At 49.7% G+C, this 20,815-nt stretch carries 21 protein-coding genes; 10 read left to right on the forward strand and 11 right to left on the reverse strand.

Annotated features, from left to right (window positions below; all coding sequences use genetic code 11):
• Window positions 1-37 precede the first annotated feature (37 nt).
• Entirely contained in the window at window positions 38-1,726 is a 1,689-nt protein-coding gene (locus C1752_RS16910) for a protein kinase domain-containing protein (RefSeq protein WP_110987230.1), read from the forward strand.
• A gap of 106 nt (window positions 1,727-1,832) precedes the next feature.
• Here C1752_RS16910 and C1752_RS16915 read toward each other — a convergent pair whose 3' ends face one another.
• The 6 genes from C1752_RS16915 to C1752_RS16940 form a co-directional block, all read right to left on the reverse strand.
• Window positions 1,833-2,696, reverse strand: a complete 864-nt coding sequence (locus C1752_RS16915; RefSeq protein ID WP_110987231.1) for a class I SAM-dependent methyltransferase — start codon at window positions 2,694-2,696, stop codon at window positions 1,833-1,835.
• 249 nt (window positions 2,697-2,945) lie between these two features.
• A complete protein-coding gene (locus C1752_RS16920) occupies window positions 2,946-3,953 on the reverse strand; it encodes a glycosyltransferase family 2 protein (RefSeq protein WP_110987232.1) in 1,008 nt (335 codons plus the stop codon).
• A 67-nt stretch (window positions 3,954-4,020) separates the two neighbouring features.
• Window positions 4,021-5,205 (reverse strand): NAD(P)H-quinone oxidoreductase subunit H, encoded by a 1,185-nt coding sequence (locus tag C1752_RS16925; RefSeq protein WP_110987233.1) that lies wholly within the window; start codon window positions 5,203-5,205, stop codon window positions 4,021-4,023.
• A 312-nt stretch (window positions 5,206-5,517) separates the two neighbouring features.
• On the reverse strand, window positions 5,518-6,099 hold the full coding sequence (locus tag C1752_RS16930) for a Uma2 family endonuclease (protein ID WP_110987234.1): 582 nt from the start codon (window positions 6,097-6,099) through the stop codon (window positions 5,518-5,520).
• A 407-nt stretch (window positions 6,100-6,506) separates the two neighbouring features.
• On the reverse strand, window positions 6,507-6,683 hold the full coding sequence (locus tag C1752_RS28510) for a hypothetical protein (protein WP_158535120.1): 177 nt from the start codon (window positions 6,681-6,683) through the stop codon (window positions 6,507-6,509).
• Window positions 6,662-7,198: a DUF3916 domain-containing protein gene (locus C1752_RS16940; protein WP_110987236.1), complete on the reverse strand. Its 537-nt coding sequence runs from the start codon at window positions 7,196-7,198 to the stop codon at window positions 6,662-6,664. The genes C1752_RS28510 and C1752_RS16940 overlap by 22 nt, the downstream gene beginning before the upstream one ends.
• Window positions 7,199-7,312: 114 nt before the next feature.
• Between C1752_RS16940 and cbiB the strand changes: the two genes are divergently transcribed.
• The 6 genes from cbiB (at window position 7,313) to C1752_RS16970 (ending at window position 13,678) form a co-directional block, all read left to right on the forward strand.
• A complete protein-coding gene (cbiB, locus tag C1752_RS16945; RefSeq protein ID WP_370664155.1) occupies window positions 7,313-8,284 on the forward strand; it encodes an adenosylcobinamide-phosphate synthase CbiB in 972 nt (323 codons plus the stop codon).
• Between the two features lie 20 nt (window positions 8,285-8,304).
• Window positions 8,305-8,847 carry a bifunctional pyr operon transcriptional regulator/uracil phosphoribosyltransferase PyrR gene (gene pyrR / locus C1752_RS16950; RefSeq protein WP_110987237.1) on the forward strand — a complete coding sequence of 181 codons (543 nt, stop codon included), beginning with the start codon at window positions 8,305-8,307 and terminating at the stop codon, window positions 8,845-8,847.
• Window positions 8,848-9,164: 317 nt separating this feature from the next.
• Complete coding sequence (locus C1752_RS16955) at window positions 9,165-10,016, forward strand: DUF1838 domain-containing protein (protein ID WP_110987238.1); 852 nt, start codon at window positions 9,165-9,167, stop codon at window positions 10,014-10,016.
• A gap of 186 nt (window positions 10,017-10,202) precedes the next feature.
• On the forward strand, window positions 10,203-10,514 hold the full coding sequence (gene groES, locus C1752_RS16960; protein WP_110987239.1) for a co-chaperone GroES: 312 nt from the start codon (window positions 10,203-10,205) through the stop codon (window positions 10,512-10,514).
• An 83-nt stretch (window positions 10,515-10,597) separates the two neighbouring features.
• Complete coding sequence (gene groL / locus C1752_RS16965; RefSeq protein WP_110987240.1) at window positions 10,598-12,229, forward strand: chaperonin GroEL; 1,632 nt, start codon at window positions 10,598-10,600, stop codon at window positions 12,227-12,229.
• Window positions 12,230-12,427: 198 nt separating this feature from the next.
• Window positions 12,428-13,678 carry a site-2 protease family protein gene (locus C1752_RS16970; protein ID WP_110987241.1) on the forward strand — a complete coding sequence of 417 codons (1,251 nt, stop codon included), beginning with the start codon at window positions 12,428-12,430 and terminating at the stop codon, window positions 13,676-13,678.
• Window positions 13,679-13,680: 2 nt separating this feature from the next.
• Here the strand turns inward: C1752_RS16970 and C1752_RS16975 are convergent, their stop codons facing one another.
• Window positions 13,681-14,604 (reverse strand): histone deacetylase family protein, encoded by a 924-nt coding sequence (locus tag C1752_RS16975; RefSeq protein ID WP_110987334.1) that lies wholly within the window; start codon window positions 14,602-14,604, stop codon window positions 13,681-13,683.
• 199 nt (window positions 14,605-14,803) lie between these two features.
• Here C1752_RS16975 and C1752_RS16980 point away from each other — a divergent pair, with 199 nt between their 5' ends.
• The gene (locus C1752_RS16980; protein WP_110987242.1) at window positions 14,804-15,142 is read left to right on the forward strand and encodes a P-II family nitrogen regulator; all 339 of its coding nucleotides are present in this window, start codon (window positions 14,804-14,806) and stop codon (window positions 15,140-15,142) included.
• Between the two features lie 21 nt (window positions 15,143-15,163).
• On the opposite strand, the gene C1752_RS16985 is transcribed toward C1752_RS16980, so the two are convergent.
• The 3 genes from C1752_RS16985 to tyrS all read right to left on the reverse strand — a co-directional run bounded on the left by C1752_RS16985 (window position 15,164) and on the right by tyrS (window position 17,529).
• Window positions 15,164-15,634: a CYTH domain-containing protein gene (locus C1752_RS16985; RefSeq protein WP_110987243.1), complete on the reverse strand. Its 471-nt coding sequence runs from the start codon at window positions 15,632-15,634 to the stop codon at window positions 15,164-15,166.
• Window positions 15,635-15,646: 12 nt separating this feature from the next.
• Window positions 15,647-16,036, reverse strand: a complete 390-nt coding sequence (locus C1752_RS16990) for a response regulator transcription factor (protein ID WP_110987244.1) — start codon at window positions 16,034-16,036, stop codon at window positions 15,647-15,649.
• 281 nt (window positions 16,037-16,317) lie between these two features.
• Window positions 16,318-17,529, reverse strand: a complete 1,212-nt coding sequence (gene tyrS, locus C1752_RS16995) for a tyrosine--tRNA ligase (protein ID WP_110987245.1) — start codon at window positions 17,527-17,529, stop codon at window positions 16,318-16,320.
• A gap of 225 nt (window positions 17,530-17,754) precedes the next feature.
• Between tyrS and C1752_RS17000 the strand changes: the two genes are divergently transcribed.
• Both C1752_RS17000 and C1752_RS17005 read left to right on the forward strand, forming a co-directional pair.
• The gene (locus tag C1752_RS17000) at window positions 17,755-19,662 is read left to right on the forward strand and encodes a transglycosylase domain-containing protein (RefSeq protein ID WP_339373403.1); all 1,908 of its coding nucleotides are present in this window, start codon (window positions 17,755-17,757) and stop codon (window positions 19,660-19,662) included.
• Between the two features lie 83 nt (window positions 19,663-19,745).
• Window positions 19,746-20,102 (forward strand): GTPase, encoded by a 357-nt coding sequence (locus C1752_RS17005; RefSeq protein ID WP_110987247.1) that lies wholly within the window; start codon window positions 19,746-19,748, stop codon window positions 20,100-20,102.
• Between the two features lie 22 nt (window positions 20,103-20,124).
• Here C1752_RS17005 and C1752_RS17010 read toward each other — a convergent pair whose 3' ends face one another.
• Complete coding sequence (locus tag C1752_RS17010) at window positions 20,125-20,655, reverse strand: zf-TFIIB domain-containing protein (RefSeq protein ID WP_158535121.1); 531 nt, start codon at window positions 20,653-20,655, stop codon at window positions 20,125-20,127.
• Between the last annotated feature and the right edge of the window lie 160 nt (window positions 20,656-20,815).

Consider the following 20,815-nt stretch of genomic DNA (forward strand, 5'->3'; position numbering starts at 1 on the left):
CTCTACATTTTTTAGTCCATACGTTCTCGCCTAGTTGATGACGACTCTTTTGTCCTGCAGTCGGGGACACCCTAATCCCTCTAGTCACCGCTTTTGTGAGCGATGTGGTGAACAGCTTGAGCGAGCGATTCGCCCTGGGAAGGTGGTTTGCGATCGCTACCGGGTCGTCGAGGCGCTGGGGCAGGGTGGGTTTGGCCAGACTTATCTTGTTGAAGATAGTAATCGCTTCAATGAACGGTGCGTCCTTAAGGTGTTTGCGCCATCCGTGGATAGTCCTGCGGCTCTGGAGAAGGCGAAGGAGCTATTTAATCGGGAGGCGGAGGTTTTATATCGCCTTGAGCATCCGCAGATTCCGAGGTTTAGGGAATGGTTTACGGAGCTGCCTGCTCTATATCTGGTGCAGGACTACGTTGAGGGCCAAACCTATCAGATGCTGCTCAAGCAGCGACAGCAGCCTTTCTCTGAGTCTGAGGTGGCCAGCTTCCTCCGGCAGGCGTTGCCGGTGCTGGACTATATCCACGGTCGGGGGATGGTTCACCGTGATATTTCTCCTGATAATTTGATGCGGCGGACTTGCGATCGCAAACCCGTCCTAATCGACTTTGGCGGGGTCAAAGAAATTACTGCCAGCTTGGGTCGCTTTGGGGCAGAGGCACCGAGTGGAGGGCTGACCCTAATCGGCAAACCGGGCTATGCCCCTGAAGAGCAGATTCGACTGGGCCGTGTCTCACCCGCCAGCGACATTTACGCTCTGGGCGTCACCGCCCTCGTGCTGCTCGTGGGGCAAGAGCCACAGGACTTTTTTGATGCCAATACCTGCACCTTTAAGTGGCAGCCGTTCGTCAATCTCAGCCCAGGCTTTGCTGCCGTACTGGAAAAAATGGTGGCCTCCCATGCTGTTAAGCGCTACCGAGCTGCGGCTCAAGTCCTGAAAGACTTAGAACCCTTAGAAATTGCTGATGTCGGCAACGATTCACGGGGGACTTTGCCGCCTGATGCTCCAAACACTATGCCTCCGGCAACGGCGGTGGAGAACCCGTACCTGACCCAGCAGACTGTTATTGCTCAAGTTCAGAGTCCTGGTCCTGTCGCGAAGATCGGCAATAGTCTCCGTAATGGATTGGTCAAACTTCTGCAAGCCGTTGTGATTGTTGCCATCATGATTACGGTGGGTGCGCTGGCCTTTGGTGCGGTGTATAGCTGGCTGCAGCAGTCCCCCGCGACGTCTGAGCCGACCGAAAGCCCCGAGCCTGCACCGACGCCACCTCAAGGCTTTTCGGCAGATGAGCAGAGTCGCAAGCGAGAGCTGTTCAAGCGTTTGAGAGCAACGAATACCGGTCTGACCTACTTCAATCAGGTGACCAACGAGGCTTTTTATTTGGAGTATCCGCGTTATCCTCGACGCCCGTTAACGAAAGGTGCTGCCGATGCCAAGTTAAGAGCTGAGTGGGATCAGGTGGGAACGGAGGTTGTGGATGCTCTAGAAGCGATTAGCCCTTCGTCTCGCCAGCGCATCGGACGCTATGGTCCCTCTACTCGAAAAGGCTGGGATGTACAGTTGCGTAAGGCGCGAGTTAATCAAGCTAAGTTCTATCGTGATGTTGATCGACAGTTTCAGCAGCAGCTAACCATGTATCGGGGGACGGAGCTGGAGGGAAAGCGAGGGGAGCAAATTTGGTTTGCGATCGCAAACGATCGACTCCAGCAAGAATTAAAAGAGCGGTAGAGACAAACTCCTTCAAAGAGAGCAAACCCTCTCAAAACAGAGCATATTTCTGCTGTGAGCCCCGAGCTTTAAAACTCTTCAAGGCGTCAAATGCCCTGTGCTGGTTCTATAACTTCTGCTGTCCAAAAGCGTAATAAGCATTTTTATCTTCAGGTTCATCTTTGTTGAGACGAGTAAGAAATTCAAACCCTACACCCGTGATAATTTCTTCAATCAGCGACAAGGGCCGCGGAACAACGAGAAGGCTATATTTCTCTTTCACATTCTTCAATAAAGATCTGGATTGCTCTGAACCATTATGGTTCGTTGGCAGACCGTCAGTGCTTCGTCCCTGAGTGGTCAGGAATTCACAAATAGCTTTCCCCTCGGGCTTCAAAACTCGCATGAACTCAGATAGAATTTGCCTACAAACATCGTCCCTCACATGCAGCATAACGGCAGTAGAATAGACGAGATCAAGGCTTGAATCAGGTATCGAAGAGAGATCATTTGCCTCGATTACCCTGAATTGAATGTTTGACTTGTGATGGATTGCTTTGGCACAGGCAATTACACCGCTTGAGATATCTATAGCCGTGACCTGTTGGCAGTGTTTTGATACTTCGCTGGCTAGGTACCCTGGACCACAACCATAGTCAAGAACAAGCATGTCTGTATTTAGATGAGGTTGAATATACTTTCTGGCAACAAGCTGACGGCTGTTAATACTCGTCTCATGCGCAGATTGAATGAACTGATCTCGAGACATCCCTTCTGGCTTTTCATGTAGTCGGTAGTAATGAGGGCTGATTGCTAAAACATTAAACGCTAATTTTCTATGGAATTTCTGAGGGACAAGCTTAAAAAGCATCGGGATATACCAAGCACCTAAGTAATTTTGACCCTGCAGTGCTGTTGTCAAGATGAGTAGTGCTTTTTGGACTGGGCCTATTGATGAATGCTCTGTTTTTTCTACAGAATCTAAGTCCATTCTCTTCTTTACCTCTGCTATATCACACGATATTTCTCAACTGGCAAATGGCAAACTTTCAGTGAGTTGACTGATCGCCAGCATCGCAAAGCCAAGCAATAAGGCAAAGGCAAGATTGAGGTATATCTTGAATCTCTGCTTAAAAAATCTTGACCAGTAACATACTAGAGCATACTACGAATGTATTCTGCCTCTTTAGTATTTGCAGTCAGCAGTTTTAGGGTGAATACACCACCCCTTTGTTTTTGCTTAATCCGGCCCTTGTTGCGGTTCAATGACTTCGCGTACGCGATAGATCTGTCGCCCTTGAGACTCGTGATAGGTCCGCATCACAAGCTCAGCTAGCAGCCCAAAGCTGAAGAGATAAATGCCGCCTAGAACCAGCACGACCATCAGCGTCAGGAGAGGGCGATCGCCAATAGACTCTTGCCCTACGATTTTGACGTAGGTGAGATAGCCGCCGATGCCCAACCCAACGAGCGTTGAACTGAGACCAAACCAGCCAAAGGCGTGCATTGGGCGGGTGAGGAAGGTCTTCATGAAGTAAACCGTGAGCAGGTCCATTAGCACTCGGAAGGTTCGGCCCAGGCCGTACTTGCTAACGCCATATTTCCGGGCGTGATGATTGACCGGCAGCTCGGCAATATTAGCCCCTTCAATGGCTGCGAGGGCGGGCAAGAAGCGGTGCAGCTCTCCGTACAGGTTCATGTCGGCGACCAGTTCGGCTCGGTAGGCTTTGAGAGAACAGCCGTAGTCATGGAGGCTGACGCCGGTGACTCGCGCAATCAGCCAGTTGGCGATTTTTGAAGGAAGTCGGCGCGTCAAGGCTTTGTCCTGACGGTTTTTGCGCCAGCCACTCACCACGTCATAGCCTTCTTGAAGCTTATCAAGCAGCTTTGGAATATCTTGGGGGTCGTTCTGCAGATCGCCGTCTAGGGTGATGATGATTTTGGCTCTGGCGTGGTTAAAGCCTGCCGACATAGCGGCGGTCTGACCGTAGTTGCGGCGTAGTAAAACGACTCGCAAATCAGCGCGATCTTGGGCTAGCTCTTTCAAAAGCGCAACGGTGCCGTCTTTGGAGCCGTCATCGACAGCCACGATTTCGTAGGTGAGGCGATGCTGGATTAGGGTGGTTGCGATCGCATCCACTAAATGCGGCACACTCTCCACCTCGTTGTATAGCGGCACCACCACCGAAACCTGCAGCGTTCCGGTGCGCAGCGTTGGAGGATCGATCAGCGAAACATTTCCGTTCATGGCACCAGCAAAGGCAACCCGTCTATTGTAGGAGCCTTTGCTAATCCTGAATGAAGAATGAGTATGATTAGCGGTCTACAGAACCCATAATCACATCAATGCTGCCGAGAATAGCAACAATATCGGCCACCTTCATTCCCTTCAGCAACTCTGGCAATATCTGCAAATTGTTGAAGTCAGGAGCGCGAATTTTCCAGCGCCAAGGGAAGACATTCTCGTCGCCAATCAGATAAATACCCAGCTCGCCCTTGCCAGTCTCGACTCTTGCATACAGCTCACCTTCCGGGATTTTGAAGGTTGGGGCCGACTTCTTGCCGAGGAACTTATAGTCAAACTCATTCCACTTTGACTTCTTGCCCTCCAGCATGCGGTTGGCTTCTAGGTTCTCATACGGACCACCCGGCAGATGCTCAAGCGCCTGCTTAATGATCTTGACTGACTCGCGCATTTCTCGAATGCGAAGGTAGTAGCGCGCTAAGCAATCGCCTCCTGTCTCCCATTGGACTTCCCAGTCGAAGTCGTTATAGCACTCGTAACTATCAACGCGGCGCAAATCCCAGTTGACGCCGGACCCGCGCAGCATTGGCCCTGAAAGGCCCCAATTGATGGCATCTTCACGGCTAATGTAGCCGATGCCCTCTAAGCGACGTTGAAAGATAGGGTTGTTGGTGATTAATTTCTCGTATTCATCAACCTTGGGCAAGAAGTAATCACAGAAGTCGATGCATTTCGAGACCCAGCCGTAGGTGAGGTCCGCCGCGACGCCTCCCATTCTGAAATAGTTATTGTTGATGAACCGCATCCCGGTGGCGGCTTCAAATAAGTCGTAAATCATCTCCCGCTCTCGGAAGATATAGAAGAAGGGGGTTTGTGCGCCTACATCCGCCAAGAATGGCCCCAGCCATAGCAGGTGATTGGCAATCCGGTTCAGCTCCAGCATGATCACCCGGATGTAGCTGGCCCGCTTCGGCACTTTGATGTCAGCTAATTTCTCAGGGGCGTTGACTGTCACTGCTTCGTTGAACATCCCTGCGGCGTAGTCCCAACGACTGACGTAGGGGACAAACATGATGTTGGTCCGGTTCTCGGCAATCTTTTCCATGCCGCGATGGAGGTACCCAATTACGGGTTCACAATCCACTACGTTCTCGCCATCGAGGGTAACCATGAGGCGCAGCACGCCGTGCATTGAGGGGTGGTGCGGACCCATGTTAAGCACCATGGGCTCGGTGCGAGTTTCAATGGTTGGCATAGGTTGAGAACGTTCCTTCTAGCGGCAGGGCGCAATCCCAGTGGAGTGACCTGTCTACATGGTACAGATCTCTTCGGCTGGAATCTAGGTCAAAGTCTGAATTTCAGCTTCTACAATGGCAGAGATCTGGCTCTGCGGTTGCACCCTTATGAAAACTAATTCCGTTTCTTCACCGTATCTCTGGCAACTTGATCAGGAGATAGGGAGCGCCGCGTTTCTGCATCGGGTGCATGATGCAAAGGGCATTGGATCTGGTGGAGGTGCTGAGGGTAAAGGGGACAGCGGTAATCGCGTTGGGGGATTCCATACCCGTCAAATCGCGACCTCCGAAAAGTTGATCCCACGATAGATTGGTTCAATAGGGAAACTTAGGTTAACTGATTGTAAATCTACTACCTCTCCACCGCGATAATTGATAATCTCCCACCGTCCATCACGATCTTTGCGGTAAAGATCGACCGCGATTTCCTGAGAACTCACCAATACATAATCTTGCAACTGTGGATTCTGGCGATAGCGAAAGAACTTTTTCCCTCGGTCGTAAGCCTCTGTACTGTCAGATAAAACTTCAACAATCAGACAGGGGTAGGTGATGTATTGAATCGTGTTTTCATCTCTTTGATCGCAACTCACACTTGCATCAGGATAGGTGTAATCATTCGTTTCGAAAATATTAACCCTACAATCAGAGTTGAATGCTCGAAAACCGCCATCGGGCAAGTGATTATCCAATAAAGCTGCGACCTTTAAGGCAATTCGACTATGGTTCTGAGTGCCCCCACTCATGGCATAAACTTCGCCATTGATATACTCATGGCGACACAACTGCTGCTCTTCCCAAGCAAAATACTCAGTCGGTGTTAACTGGGGTGAGAGTCCTTGCACTGCAATCATTTTATGACCTCCAAAGGGCTTTGAAGTCCTTGGCCATCTATTAGTTTGAGCCGTGGAACTTGTCGTATTTTCGCTAACTTTGCCGTTGCCTCAAGACGTTTCACCCCAAACCATTTGACCTGATTGCCAACATTCAAAAGCTCTGAATGCTCTGCCTCAGTCAAAGCTTCGTTATCTCGCTTGTCTGTCAAGACTGCATCTCGATCGTGAAATGCCGGTGGAATGGGCCGATCTATCTCTTGGAGCAGGGTGGTTTTTCCGAGGTCGATACGGACGCGCGGCGACGTGCTCGTACAAATAAGGCCCGATTTAATCGGCTATTGAGGTCAGGTTCACTTAAATCATCGACTGCCTTGAGGAGTTCATCTACGCTCATCGGAGACCTCGCCTACTTACACGGTCATATCCTAACCCTTCTGCTGCTTGGTCATTGTGGTACACAGCTCGAAGAGTTTTTCGAGGCACTTAGTGTCGTTTTTGACGCGGCGACCAATATAGATACACTCTCGGGTTTTGTCGTTGGGATCGTCGGCTTCGCGCAATTTGTCGGGATCGTAGAGATCTACTGTTCTGTATACGACCACCACTCTTCTTCAAAAGAATACGGCTCTCCATCCCAAGTGCCCTCTTCTCGATAAAGCCACCCGGTCTCCTTAAGCAGAGCTGGCACAGAGAAGTCAAGCCTGTCACTTAACATTCGCCCCTCAATCATGGTCAGGGCTACACCGTTTTGATTTCTGTCATAGAAGTTTGTTCTCTGTTGTTCATTGCGAAAGACCAATAGATCACTCCCAAACATTTCTGGAAAACTCAGGTTAGCTTCGACTATATGGTCTGAACTTGCCACTGGCTTTGCACGTAGGATGCTTTCTGCTGCTTTGAGCATGGCACCAGCAGCATGCCGCTGTATTGCACGACTTGTAGTTGGCGGATTGACCAGACGATCAAGCACTGCAATTCTGCAGTGCCAACATCGCTCAGAACTAACATCTTCTGGGAAATACTCCGCAAAGGAGTTCGACCACCTGTCCAACGCACGCAAACGCCTTCTGACACCTCTCAGTTTTTCGTACGGTCTAGCGAAACTTCTTTGTCTCATCGTTTGATAACTCTCCGAAAGTTTTCCCAGAAGTGGCAAGGAGTCTCCAACATCATTTAATGTTCTGGGGTCGAGTATAAATTTTGCTAGAGGGTCTCCCTATTCGTGCTTGATGTGAATCTGCTGCGCTCAACAGCCGCAGTTTTGATCTTCGCTGCTACCCTTGACTACCTCCTTGGTGATCCTTGGGGGTGGCCGCATCCTGTTCAGAGCATGGGCTGGATCATTCAACGCTACACCCAAACGGCATTACGTTCCTTTATCCGGCCCTGGCAGCTTAGAGCCGCAGGTATGTGGCTGGGCTTGATTTTAATTGGGGGTACAGGGTTCTTGAGCTGGTGGTTTCTGGTTTGGGTGCAAACATGGTCTTGGGCCTTGGGGCTGCTCCTTGAAATTGTTCTGTTGGCAAGCTGTTTTGCTGGCCGAAGCCTACGACATGCCGCAGAAGACGTTCTCGCCCCACTCGCTGACGATGATTTGCTGGAGGCGAGATCGCATCTCAGAAACTACGTTGGACGCGACACCGATCAGCTTTCTAGAGAAGATATCCTCAGGGCTGTCTTGGAAACTGTTACTGAGAACGCCACCGACGGCGTCATGGCCCCGCTGTTCTATGCAATCCTAGGCAGCTTTATTCCGGGAGTGGGGCCCGTTCCTTTGGCCCTTGCCTACAAGGCAGCTAGCACCCTTGATTCAATGGTGGGCTACCGAGAAGCGCCCTACACGCACCTCGGATGGTTCAGCGCTCGCCTTGAAGATGGACTCACCTGGATCCCTTGTCGCCTAGCGGTGCTGACGCTGGGCATTCTGTCTGGAAAGCTGCTCAGGGTTCTGCAGCTATGTCGGCGAGATGCCTCTAAAGATCCCAGCCCCAATGCAGGGTGGAGCGAATGTGCCTATGCCGCCGTTCTAGACGTGCGTCTGGGAGGGGCCAATTGGTACCGGGGTGTTCTTAAAAAGAAACCTTTTCTCGGCGATCCGCTTCAACCGATTACGAGTGTTCAAATCAATTTAGCGCTCCGGTTGATGCGTAACAGTTTTTTGCTATGGCTAAGCCTCGCTCTAATATTGGACTTAATAGTGTAGACGGGGCGTCCGTGGTCAATATGTCAGACATTGTTGAAATTCTGAATCCTGACGAGCTAAGACGAACGGTGCGGCGTTTAGCGTCTGAAGTCGTAGAGCGCTCCAGTTCTCTCGATTCTCTGGTGCTGTTAGGGATTCATACGCGGGGGGTGCCGCTGGCAGATGCGATCGCAACTCAAATCGAGCAGCTAGAGCAGATCCAAGTGCCGGTCGGGAGTCTCGACATTACCTTCTATCGGGACGATCTCAATCAGATTGCAGTCCGCACGCCAGCGCGAACGAAACTCCCGACCGATTTATCAGACAAAACAGTCATCCTCATCGATGACGTTATCTACAGCGGTCGAACCATTCGAGCAGCCCTCAACGCCCTTAATGATTACGGTCGGCCTCCCCTAGTGCAGCTTCTCGTATTGATTGATCGGGGCCACCGAGAACTGCCGATTCACCCAGACTTTGTTGGCAAGGTTTTACCCACTGCCCGTGGAGAGCAAGTAAAGGTTTTTCTGCGAGGGATTGACGAACAGGATGGTGTTCAGCTCGTCACTCGTTCTGCGACCTAAATGCCACTGCTGACCAGAATTTGAAAAAAATTTGCTGAATGTGTTCGATCTCCCCAACCCAATGGGCACCCTTGGGCTATGCACAGATTAAGGACAGCTCAATAGCTCTCTAGAGGTCTTCCTCCAAAGAGCCATTGTGTCAGAAATATCTCTGTGTTCCCCAAATAACGAGATCTCCCCTGGCCTTACCGCCGGGGGTTTCTATTACTCTAACTGCCTTGCACCGGCATCATCCTGGGTACTTCTACGGATTCTGAACAAGAATTAAGCCCATCGTGACTCACAATGGAGAGTGACCTATTGTTGCGATCGCATCTATGAGCCAGCCGTCAGCCTCATCTCGCCCCGCAGGTGAAGCCATACCCCATACATTTGATGCGACCGACTTCGTCAAAGTGAGAGGCACCACTGACGGTCAACAGGTCTTTCTCGTTTGGCAGGGCGAGATTTACGGCATGCTGCCCGCAGAGCGAAAGCGCCATCTCTTTAGCATCGTTGGTATGAGCGTGGCCCGCTGCCTGCCCCACGCTGAGAAGGGCTGGGATTTCATCTCCCGAGAACTCACCTTTTACCTCGATCCGACCACACAAGAAATCTTGCATCAATGGCATAACCCCTGGACCCAAGAACCGGTGACCGTGATGCACGTTGCTAATAACCCTGTCCAGGGCCACTTTTCTGGGCAGTTCCCCGCTAAAATTACCGGAGATCAAACCACCTTCCAATTTGACCTGTTCCCCCAATACCCCAATCCTCTAGCAGAGGATCCAGCGCTAGCCCCCTATAGTCCCCAGTCGATTTATCAAGCCGCAGAACTCTTCAAGCTTGTCGTCCCGACCGCAGACTTGCTGGGACCCGAACAATCCACGGTCTCACACCTGACCCTCGCTTGGGATCGCATTGGCCCCTGGCTGCCTTGGATGAATATGGGCAAACACCCCGGTCAGATGATCTACAGCGCCACCGGACAGAAGGTAAACGGTTTCACCGATCTACCCAAGCTGCTGCAAGAGCAAATCAACCAGCGAGTTCCTGTTTATCGGAATGCACCAGCCACCAAAATGCAGCAGACCGACATGACCTCCTGGTCCTACTTCAAGCAGCACTTCCAGAATTACCTAGCCGGAGATACTTTCCCTATCAAGCAAGTTGATGAGGGCAAAGACTGAAGATTTTGATTGCGAGAGACAATGCGTAAAAGCCTGATTGGCTTTACTTCACAGCACCTTACCTGACGCGAGTTCGGGAACCCGTACAGCCCTAGCCATTGAATTGAACCAATCAACTCAGATAAATTAGCACTCGGGAGTTGAGAGTGCTAAATTCCTAAACCTAGTAATTTTGGAGAATTCTTTATGGCAGCCATATCATTAAGCGTTTCTACAGTGAAGCCCTTGGGTGATCGCGTTTTTGTCAAGGTCAGTGCATCTGAAGAAAAAACGGTTGGTGGTATTTTGTTGCCCGATGCGGCACAAGAGAAGCCCCAAGTTGGCGAAATTTCTGCAGTTGGCCCCGGTAAGCGCAACGATGACGGTTCTCGTCAGGCGCTAGACATCAGCGTTGGCGACAAGGTGCTTTATTCCAAGTACGCAGGTACTGACATCAAGCTAGGCGGCGAAGAGTACGTCCTGCTTTCTGAGAAAGATATCCTCGCAATTGTCAATTAAGCTGACCCCCAATCTCTGCCGGAGCGTCTGACGTTCCGGGCTTTTTATTGATTTATCCACCGCATATTGAGGTTTGAGCTGAAATGGCTAAACGTATTATTTACAACGAGAACGCACGTCGTGCGCTCGAAAAAGGCATGGACACCCTCGCTGAGTCCGTTGCTGTTACCTTGGGTCCTAAGGGTCGCAATGTCGTCCTAGAGAAGAAATTTGGTGCGCCCCAAATCGTGAATGATGGGGTCACCATTGCCAAAGAAATTGAACTCGAAGATCACATCGAGAATACAGGCGTTGCTCTGATTCGTCAGGCCGCTTCTAAGACTAATGACGCGGCTGGTGACGGCACCACGACTGCCACCGTTCTCGCTCACGCAATGGTCAAAGAAGGTCTGCGGAACGTCGCGGCTGGTGCAAATGCTATTGCCCTTAAGCGCGGCATTGACAAAGCCACAGCTTACTTAGTCGAGCAGATTGCAAGTCATGCGCGTCCAGTGGAAGATTCCACTGCGATTGCTCAGGTGGGCACCATCTCTGCCGGAAACGATCCAGAAGTGGGTCAGATGATTTCCAGTGCCATGGACAAGGTCGGCAAAGAGGGTGTTATCTCTCTTGAAGAAGGCAAGTCCATGTCCACTGAGCTAGAGATTACTGAAGGGATGCGCTTTGACAAAGGCTACATCTCTCCGTACTTCTCCACCGATATGGAACGGATGGAAGCGGTTCTAGATGAGCCCCACATTCTGATTACTGATAAAAAGATCAATCTGGTTCAGGATCTTGTGCCTGTTCTGGAGCAGGCCGCGCGCTCCGGTAAGCCTCTTTTGATCATTGCTGAAGATATCGAGAAAGAAGCCCTGGCAACGCTAGTGGTTAACCGTCTGCGGGGCATCCTCAACGTTGCCGCTGTTAAAGCGCCTGGATTTGGCGATCGCCGCAAGGCAATGCTTGAAGATCTTGCCGTCCTCACCGGCGGTCAGTTGATCACTGAAGATGCAGGCCTTAAGCTCGACACTGCCAAGCTGGAAATGGCGGGTCAGGCGCGTCGCGTCACAATTACGAAGGACAGCACCACAATTGTTGCTGAAGGCAACGAAGAGGCTGTAAAGGCTCGCTGTGAGCTGATCCGTCGTCAGTCTGACGAAACTGATTCTTCCTATGATAAAGAGAAGCTTCAGGAGCGTCTGGCTAAGTTAGCTGGAGGCGTTGCCGTCATCAAGGTGGGTGCAGCCACTGAAACTGAGATGAAGGATCGCAAGCTTCGTCTTGAAGATGCCATCAACTCCACTAAGGCTGCAGTTGAAGAAGGTATTGTCCCTGGTGGCGGTACAACTTTGGCTCACCTCGCTCCTCAGCTCGCTGATTGGGCGGCCCAGAACCTCAAGGATGAGGCTCTGACTGGTGCGACAATTGTTGAACGGGCTTTGACGGCTCCTTTGAAGCGGATTGCTGAGAATGCGGGCCAGAACGGCGCGGTCATCTCTGAGCGCGTCCGCGAGAAGGACTTCAATGTCGGCTACGATGCTTCTGTTAATGAGTTCGTCGATATGTTCGAAAAGGGCATTGTTGACCCTGCGAAGGTGACTCGCTCTGCACTGCAGAATGCGGCGTCGATTGCGGGCATGGTGTTGACGACTGAGTGCATCATTGTTGATAAGCCTGAAGAGAAAGGTGGCGCTGCTGGTGCTGCTGGTATGGGCGGAGACTTCGATTACTAAGGTCTAAACCAGGCAAAGAAAAGGGCGGTCATTTGACTGCCCTTTTTTATTGGAAATCTATCCACTTTGGCTTGGTAGAGATTTTAATCGGGAATTATAGGTAGAAGAACCTCACAACTGGAGATATTCTGCCTGTCGCCTGCTTCAGTTTGTGGATGCTTGGGCTGTGGTACAGGTGAAGAAGAATATCAAATTAACATGCCAGAGATTCTGAGTAAAAAGCAAAAGTCTCACGCACATCAAAAGAAGAGGTTTGTTAAGCCAGAGATTGACTTCTATCTCTTCGAAGATTGGGGGCACTGGATCTTTTTTGCCTTTAGCCTGATTTTATCTACCATTTTAATTTTCTCCCCATTGAATCTTTGGGGAATAGTTTTACTATTCTTGCTAAGCTTTTCCTCTGTTAATTTACTAGCGATTTTGATGCATGAATTAGGTCATGCTGTTGCAGCTGTAGCTCTTGGATTGAAGGTTTGGAGAGTTTCTCTGGGAGATGGACAGATCCTCTTTGATAAAAGGATTTTTGGTGTTCAATGGATCATTAGAGAAACACCCAGAACTGGATTTGTGGAGGCAAGAATTCCTGATTGTTTATTTCTAAAGATTCGAATAGTTGTATTCGCTTTTGGTGGCTGCTTAGGAAATATATTACTCTGGTTTTTGACCTTGATTGGTTACCAAAATCTGCCAAATTTTCTGTTTGTCTTTTTGGTATCAATATTTATGACGTTGGATATGCTAGGAGCGAATCTATTGCCAAGCAGAGGTTCCGTGAACGGAATGATAGTAGAAAATGATGGCTTGCAGATTATTCAGACAATATTTAAAAATAAATCTGAATTAATTGCAGAAAAAATTTCTAGTCAAATTAGATATGCTTCTGAAAATGCTCAGTACAGATTTAAACAGATTGAAATAGATTTCAAGAAGAGTAACGAGCTGCAAGAATTTATCCATATAACACTCTTGTGGGATTTAATCTTTGAAGAGATAGACTTTCATAAATGCTTGAATTATTGTCAGATGATTTTGAATGAAACGGATATCTCTATTGATCAGCGTAATGAGGCTCTTGATACTTTCGTAACGATTGTTTTGCTGCAAGAAGCTACAGAGTACTTAGAACAAGCTGATCATTATTCTAAAGAGTCTTTGAATAATTTGCCTCATGAATGGACAATCAAAGGCTCTCGAGGAGCAGTATTAGTAGAGAGAGGGCAGATTCAGTCAGGGATAGAGTTGTTGGCCGAAGTTATGGAGCATGAGAAAAATCCTTATGCTCGTGTCATCTCAGCTTCGTACCTTGCCTTGGCCCAGAGCTATCAAGGCTGTTTTCAAGAAGCAAGGGAGTGGCTTGCTGTCGGTCGAGAGATTGATCCCCACTGCAGATTGTTCAATCGTGCAGAGAAGCTGCTTCTCAACGAGGAAAACCTTTTCTCAGAGGGGTAAGCCTAAGCCGCAGGGAGGCAAGCGGCAATTGTTGACACAACAGATTGTCCTAGTGCTTCTAAGTAATACCCACCCTCTAAGCCAAATAAAATTCGGTGGGTAAGCTGCAAACATTCAGATGTCAGAATGCCATAATTTTGGGGCCGAAGATTAATGTTTGCCAACGGATCATCTTGATTGGCATCGTATCCAGCACTCACAATCAGCAAGTCAGGCGAAAACTGAGTCAAAAAAGGCATCACTTGCTTTTTGAACTGCGGCAGATAGTCATCAATTGTGCTTCCGGCTGACATCGGTAGATTCAAGACGTTTTGATGTTGTCCTTGTTCATGAGCAAAGCCTGTACCGGGATAGCAAGGCGATTGGTGAAGCGAGCAGTAAATGATCTGAGGATTTGTCTCGACTAAAGCTTGAGTTCCGTTGCCGTGGTGGACATCCCAGTCGAGGATGGCGACTCGTTCGATGTTGGGTTGTTCTAGTGCGTAGTGTGCTGCAATGGCAGCATTGGAGAATAGACAGAAGCCCATGGCTTGCGATCGCAACGCATGATGCCCCGGTGGTCGAGCCAAAACAAAAGCAGGACTGTTAAGCTCTAGCACTTGATCAACCCCATCCAACCAAGCATTCACCGCCAGCAGAGCCACATCATAGCTCTCAGCAGAGACCACCGTATCTGCATCCCAATGCCCACCCCCGTGCTGTGCTAGCTGCTCAATCCCCTGAACATACTGCCGATCATGAAGTTTATGGATCCAGGGCAGTGGATCCCTTTTATCTATCCCTGTGGGCGCAATCCATCTCAACCGCTCAGCGTCGCTTGAGGCCAGCAGCGCATCACAAACTGCCGTTAATCGTTCCGGACACTCAGGATGTCCCAGCCCTGTAAGATGCTTCAAGAACATTTCCGAATAGATAATTGGCAACATGACTGCACTCATTGTTTTCTGTGCTTTTCGAGAGTGAACCTGACTCTTAAGGACTCCTGCACCTTCAGAAGCTAGACCTATTTGAATCTTAAACAACCGTATCAGCCGCCCTATCAGAGGAAGTTACTCATGTAAAATGTCACCCATACTACCGTTGTACCCCTTAAGCTAAGATCCCTTCACCGTTTCGGAGATCGAGATGAAAAAAGTTACCGCAATTATTCGTCCTCATAAGTTAGAGGATATCAAACGTGCTCTCGTCAACGCGGGAATTGTGGGGATTACAGTCTCAGAAGTGCGCGGTTTTGGGCAACAGAAAGGACAAACCCAAAGCTACCGTGGCTCAGAATACACAATTGAATTCCTGCAAAAGCGCAGGATTGAAGTCGTCGTCAGTGATTCCCTTGTCGCCACTGCCCTTGAATGCATTACTGGTGCTGCCCAGACAGGTAATATTGGCGATGGGAAAATCTTTGTCTCCCCGGTTTCAAAAGTTGTCCGTATCCGCACCGGGGAAGCTGATCAGGACGCTCTATAGAGCTATGCTCGTAGAACCTATTTAGTCCGACCACGCCGAGTAAGGCATTCTAGCCAAGCTGGAGTTGTAGTAGCGGGCATCATGGGAGACCTCTTCTCCCAGCCATGCGGGTTTTACAATCTCTTGCGTTGAAGAGAGTAGCTCTACCTCTGCTACCACCAGGCCTTGATTCAGGCCAGAAAAATCGTCAACCTCCCACACCAGATCACCCAGCGGTATCTTGTAGCGAGTCTTTTCTACCACCAAAGGTGCACACCACTGCTGCAGCATCTGACGGGCATCAGCAACCGGAATGGGGTACTCGAACTCTGTACGAGTCAAATCAACCACCTTGCCCTTTAGCGTTAGGTAGGCCAAATCCCCCGCAACCCGGACCCGTACCGTCGCTTTTGGCGTCGCTGCAACATATCCTTGAATATAGACTGTCCCCTCGCAACCCAAGCGCCAGTCATCATTGGTAACTAGGAACTTTCGCTCAATCTCTAGCGCCATATCGCGGCTTACCTAGCCAGGACTCTTTGCTTTCAACAATTGTTTTACGGTCTCAATCAGCTCACTGGGATTGAATGGCTTAATAACGTAAGCATCACCGCCCTGTCTCATACCCCAATGGCGATCAAACTCTTCACCCTTCGTCGAACACATGATGACAGGAATGCCCGCTGACTTCAGCTCATCCTTAATCCAACGGCAAAGCTCATAGCCATTCATCTTGGGCATCACAATGTCGGTAATCAGTAGATCGGGATAGCTGCTCTGGGGCATTTCCGTCAACATCGTTTTGGCCTCTTGACCATCCACTGCTTCTACAACGTCAAATTGGTAGTGCTTGAGCAAGTCAGTTATCATGACGCGCATCGTCGGGCTGTCATCGACCACCATGATTTTTGCCATTTTACGTTTCCTTTCTCAAGTCCCACAGCTCTTTAATAAGGATGCCCTAACACGTCAGGCAAATGTACTTCGGATGCGGTATGTCACAGGGTTGTATGCTTTAGCCTGTTACCCGCCACAGCCGTGCTCTATTTACTGTAGCAATTGCAGAGAAATTTTTACCCTTACAACAACAAATTGAGTCGTTACACCTTATCCAAGGATAAACCAAGATAATCCCTAATCAATCCGAATAAACACGGAGGTCTAGAGCCACTACAGCCCCTGCAAAATTACTCTGGCTAAAGAATAAAACGAATGAACTTTTTCTTGCCCACCTGCAGCACCTTGCCGTCAAGTTCAGCAGTAGAAGAAATCACCTGATCGCTTTGGGCAACTTTTTCTCCGTCTATTCTCACCGCCCCACCCTTGATCTGCCGCCGCGCTTCACTACTGCTGGCGCAGAGTCCACAGGCGCTTACCAGGTAAAACAGCTTTGCAGGAAACTCAACCGTTGCGAGCGAAAACTCTGGAATGAGATCCGTTTGACTCATGTCTTGCTGTGTGACAACTGCTGCCAAAGATTTCTGGGTCTGTAGTGCCACTTCCGAATTGTGATACTGGCTGACAACAGTCAGCGCTAACTGTTTCTGACACTCACGAGGACTGTCAGGTAGCTCTTCAATAGCCTCGTTTGTTAAAAGCTCAAAATACTGTTTGATTACGGTGTCAGGCGTTTTTTCCAGCTTGGAGTACATGCTCACCGGATCTTCAGAAAGCCCTACATAATTGTTGAGAGATTTTGACATTTTCTGAACGCCATCGGTCCCGAGCAAGATCGGCATCAACAGGCCAAACTGTGGTGACTGGTTGAAATGTCGCTGTAGATCTCTACCTACGGCAATATTGAACTTCTGATCGGTTCCGCCCAGTTCTATATCTGCCTGTACAGCCACAGAATCATACCCCTGCATCAATGGATAGAGAAATTCATGCAGATAAATGGGGCTTTCTTGCTGATAGCGCTCAGAAAATCCTTCCTTGGCGAGCATCTGTCCCACTGTCATCTTGGTCAAGAGCTGCAGTACCTTCGACAGATCTAGCTGGGTCAACCATTCAGAGTTGTAGCGAATTTCTAAGCGTCCAGGCGTCTCAAAATCAAGGATAGGGCGAATTTGTTCTAGATAGGTTTTAACATTCTGCTGAACATCAGATTCTGTTAGCTGTCGACGCACCTCCGACTTGCCGGTGGGGTCGCCAATCTGGGCGGTGAAGTCACCGATAATTAAAACGGCTGTATGCCCCAAATCTTGAAAAGCACGCAGTTTCCGAATCGGAATGCTGTGGCCTAAGTGAATATCTGTTCCGGTGGGGTCAATCCCAAACTTGACCCGCAGTGGCTGATCAGAGCGCTGAAGCCTCAACTGTAGATTCTCGTTTAGATCGCTAGAGCTGGGATGATTGGGAAAGATTTCGCTGACGCCCCGAGACAGCACAGAGGATACTGCGTCCATATTTTTCTTAGAATGATAGATAACCACAGATTAGTGTAATGGAGTCACTCTGCGTTCGGGGTGAAGCTTACCTAACAACTCTGTAATTCCCCTGTTGGCGTGGTAGCGGAATCAGATAAGAGGCATGGCCCATTCTTCTGAGCACCTCGGACTCTAGCTGTGAATGATATGTTTAGACAGCAACAACGTTTGCTTGTGGTTTTTTCATTAAGGATATAAGTCGCTGTGTCATCTAGAACCATTGGCCTATCGCAAAAAAATCGTGAGCCAGAGCCTAGCTTTTTCGCTGGGATGAGTAAGTTTACAAGCGCCACTATTCTAGCCACTGTCATGCTGGCTAGCGCAGGAGCCGCAGGGGGCTTGGTGGGCTTGGCGCTCAGCTACCGTAATTTGCCAGATGTCCGTTCTATGAAGGGGTATATCCCCAGCGAAACGACACATATTTACGATATTAAAGGCAAGGTTCTAGCGAGCCTCCATGCGGAGGAGAATCGTGAGGTGATGCCGCTCGATCAGATGTCGCCCCATCTGAAGATGGCGGTTTTAGCCATTGAAGACAGCAATTTCTACGAACACGGTGGAATCAATCCCGTTGGTATTTTGCGGGCCTCACTGACTAATTTTCAGGAAGGGCGAACGGTTCAGGGGGCGTCTACCCTGACGATGCAGCTCGTCAAAAATCTGTTCTTATCTCCGGAAAGAGCCTTGACTCGCAAGCTGGCGGAGGCCGTCTTGGCAATGCGGATGGAGAAGCTCTTCCAGAAGGATGAAATTCTGGAGATGTACCTCAATCAGGTGTATTGGGGACACAATACCTATGGTGTAGAAACAGCAGCTCAAAGCTATTTCAATAAATCCTCGTCGGAGCTAACGCTGGCGGAGGCCTCTATGATGGCGGGAATTATTCAAGCCCCAGCCGCCTATAGCCCATTTGTTGAGAAAGAGACGGCGAAAAAACGCCAAGATGTTGTTCTCAATCGTATGGTAGAGCTGGGTTGGGTGAGTGCTGCAGAAGCCCAAGCTGCTCGCGATCAGCCTTTAAGCTTTGGACAGGTGACTTCCTTTCAGCAAAGTCGGTCTCCCTACGTGACCAATACCGTTATCAAAGAATTAAGGCGTCGATTTGGCCGTGAAGCCTTGGTTCGGGGCGGGATGAGAATTCAGACGACGGTTGATTTTGATATGCAGGAGGCGGCTGAAGAAGTCGTCCGCAATAGCCATCGTCGCGTTGCCTATGCTGCCGATCAGATGGCGCTGGTCGCGGTGGACCCTCGGACACATTTCATCAAGGCAGTCGTGGGGGGGGTTGACAGCAAGAAAAGTGAATTTAATCGGGCGACCCAAGCGATTCGGCAGCCGGGTTCTTCCTTTAAGCCTTTTGTTTACTACACGGCCTATGCATCAGGTAAGTACACGCCCTCTTCGGTAATTGATGATAAGCCTGTAAGGTATAACGACGGGACTGCCAAGGGATATAAGCCTCAAAACTACGACCGCACTTTTGGTGGCCCGATGTCCCTGCGTCAGGCACTGGCCCAATCTCGCAATATCCCGGCGGTTACGCTAGGGCAGAAAGTTGGGATTGAAAATGTGATTGATGTTTGTCGGGTGCTGGGGATTAAGAGCCCTATCCCTCCGGTGATCTCACTGCCTTTGGGGTCGGTGGATCTAACGCCGTTGGAGATGGCGTCGGCCTATGCAACTTTTGCCAATAATGGTTGGCAATCAGAAACCACCGCGATTGTACAGGTGACCGATAGTAGTGGCCGTCTGCTGTTGGACAACACGCCTGATCCTCAATTGGTCCTTGATCCTTGGGCTGCTGCTTCGCTTAACAGTACGCTGACGGGGGTTATTAACGGCGGTACCGGTAAGAATGCGTCGATTGGACGGCAGGCTGCGGGTAAGACAGGGACCACTTCTTCTGAGAGAGATGTGTGGTTTGTCGGATATGTGCCTCAATTGTCGGCGGCAGTCTGGATCGGCAATGATGATTATTCTCAAATGGGGGGCAGCGCCACGGGCGGCGGCTTTGCTGCACCCGTCTGGCGACGATTTATGCTCAAGGCGCTGAAGGATTCACCGGCTGAGTACTTTACGTCTGCTTCTAAGTTTCAACGCCCTAAAAAGTAGAGGCAGGTAAGTTTGTTCGTGATGCTTCTAGATTCTAGAGTGACCCTGACTTTCTGTACGTGCACCGCGATAGAAGTAGACCTGTGGCCCAGTTGATTTTTGTTTATAACGCCGATTCTGGTGGCTTAAATACTCTGTTTGATATTGCTCACAAGGTTGTCTCGCCAGAAACCTATAGCTGCAGTTTGTGCATGCTGACGCACGGAGTATTGAGTGAAAGAACGGCTTGGAAAACCTTTAGAGAGTCTAGTCCGGTGCCGTTAACGTTCTTGCATCGAGATGAATTTGAAGAACGTTACTCGCCTCTTAAGTCCTATCCGGTTATTTTGCTAGAGCAAAACCGACAGATGGAGACGGTGCTGACGGCGGATGCCCTTAATGAGCTGTCGACGATAGATCAGCTGATTGAAATCCTGCAGCAACAGATGCCAGTGACTTGATATGGCAACCAAAATTTGCAGGCTATGCAGGGGCGGCAAAAAAGGATAGAAGATCTTGCTTTTGAGGGTGCCGCTCTAGCCAATTCTTGATCCGTTCAGCTTCTGAGTAATCCGTGGAACTGAATTTGCTGGCGTAGACTTGCCGGACGGTGCTGCGAAGACTGTACTGTCGTGCTTTTTGCTGCCAAGCTGCGGAAGACATTTGATGAACTTGTGTATGCAGATCTTTGCTTTTTAAGTTGTCCCATTCGTGCTGGTCAAACCAAACGCCATGACAGCAGGGACACTGATCTAGATAAAAATTGAGGTCGTGGCCGACATTTGTTTTGCGCATAAGCTGGCTGCAGTGGGGACAAAAAACAGCGTGGGTGCTGTCTTCTACGGCTACTGCTGCCGTTGCAGCTGCTGCCTGGGGGCCGTTCTCTAGCCAGGCATGATAGTCATCTGCGGCAACCCAGTGACCGTCGCAGCTTGAGCATTGCGAAGCGGATAAGTGAGCTTCTAAGTTTGTCGATTCGAGGGTGACGCTTTGGCAGGCAGGACAGTTTTTCATGCTGAGAGGATGAGTGTGAGATAGCGGCTTTGATCTATGATTCCCTGAAAGAATATTCGATGTGACACGGAATCTGATTTTTTTCGCATCGATGGGTCGCGTTGAGAAAAGTGGCATCGTTTATAATGACCTGACGCCCAACAACGGTTTGGGGTCGCTG

The sequence above is a fragment of the Acaryochloris thomasi RCC1774 genome, assembly GCF_003231495.1.
Classification (GTDB): Bacteria; Cyanobacteriota; Cyanobacteriia; order Thermosynechococcales; family Thermosynechococcaceae; genus RCC1774.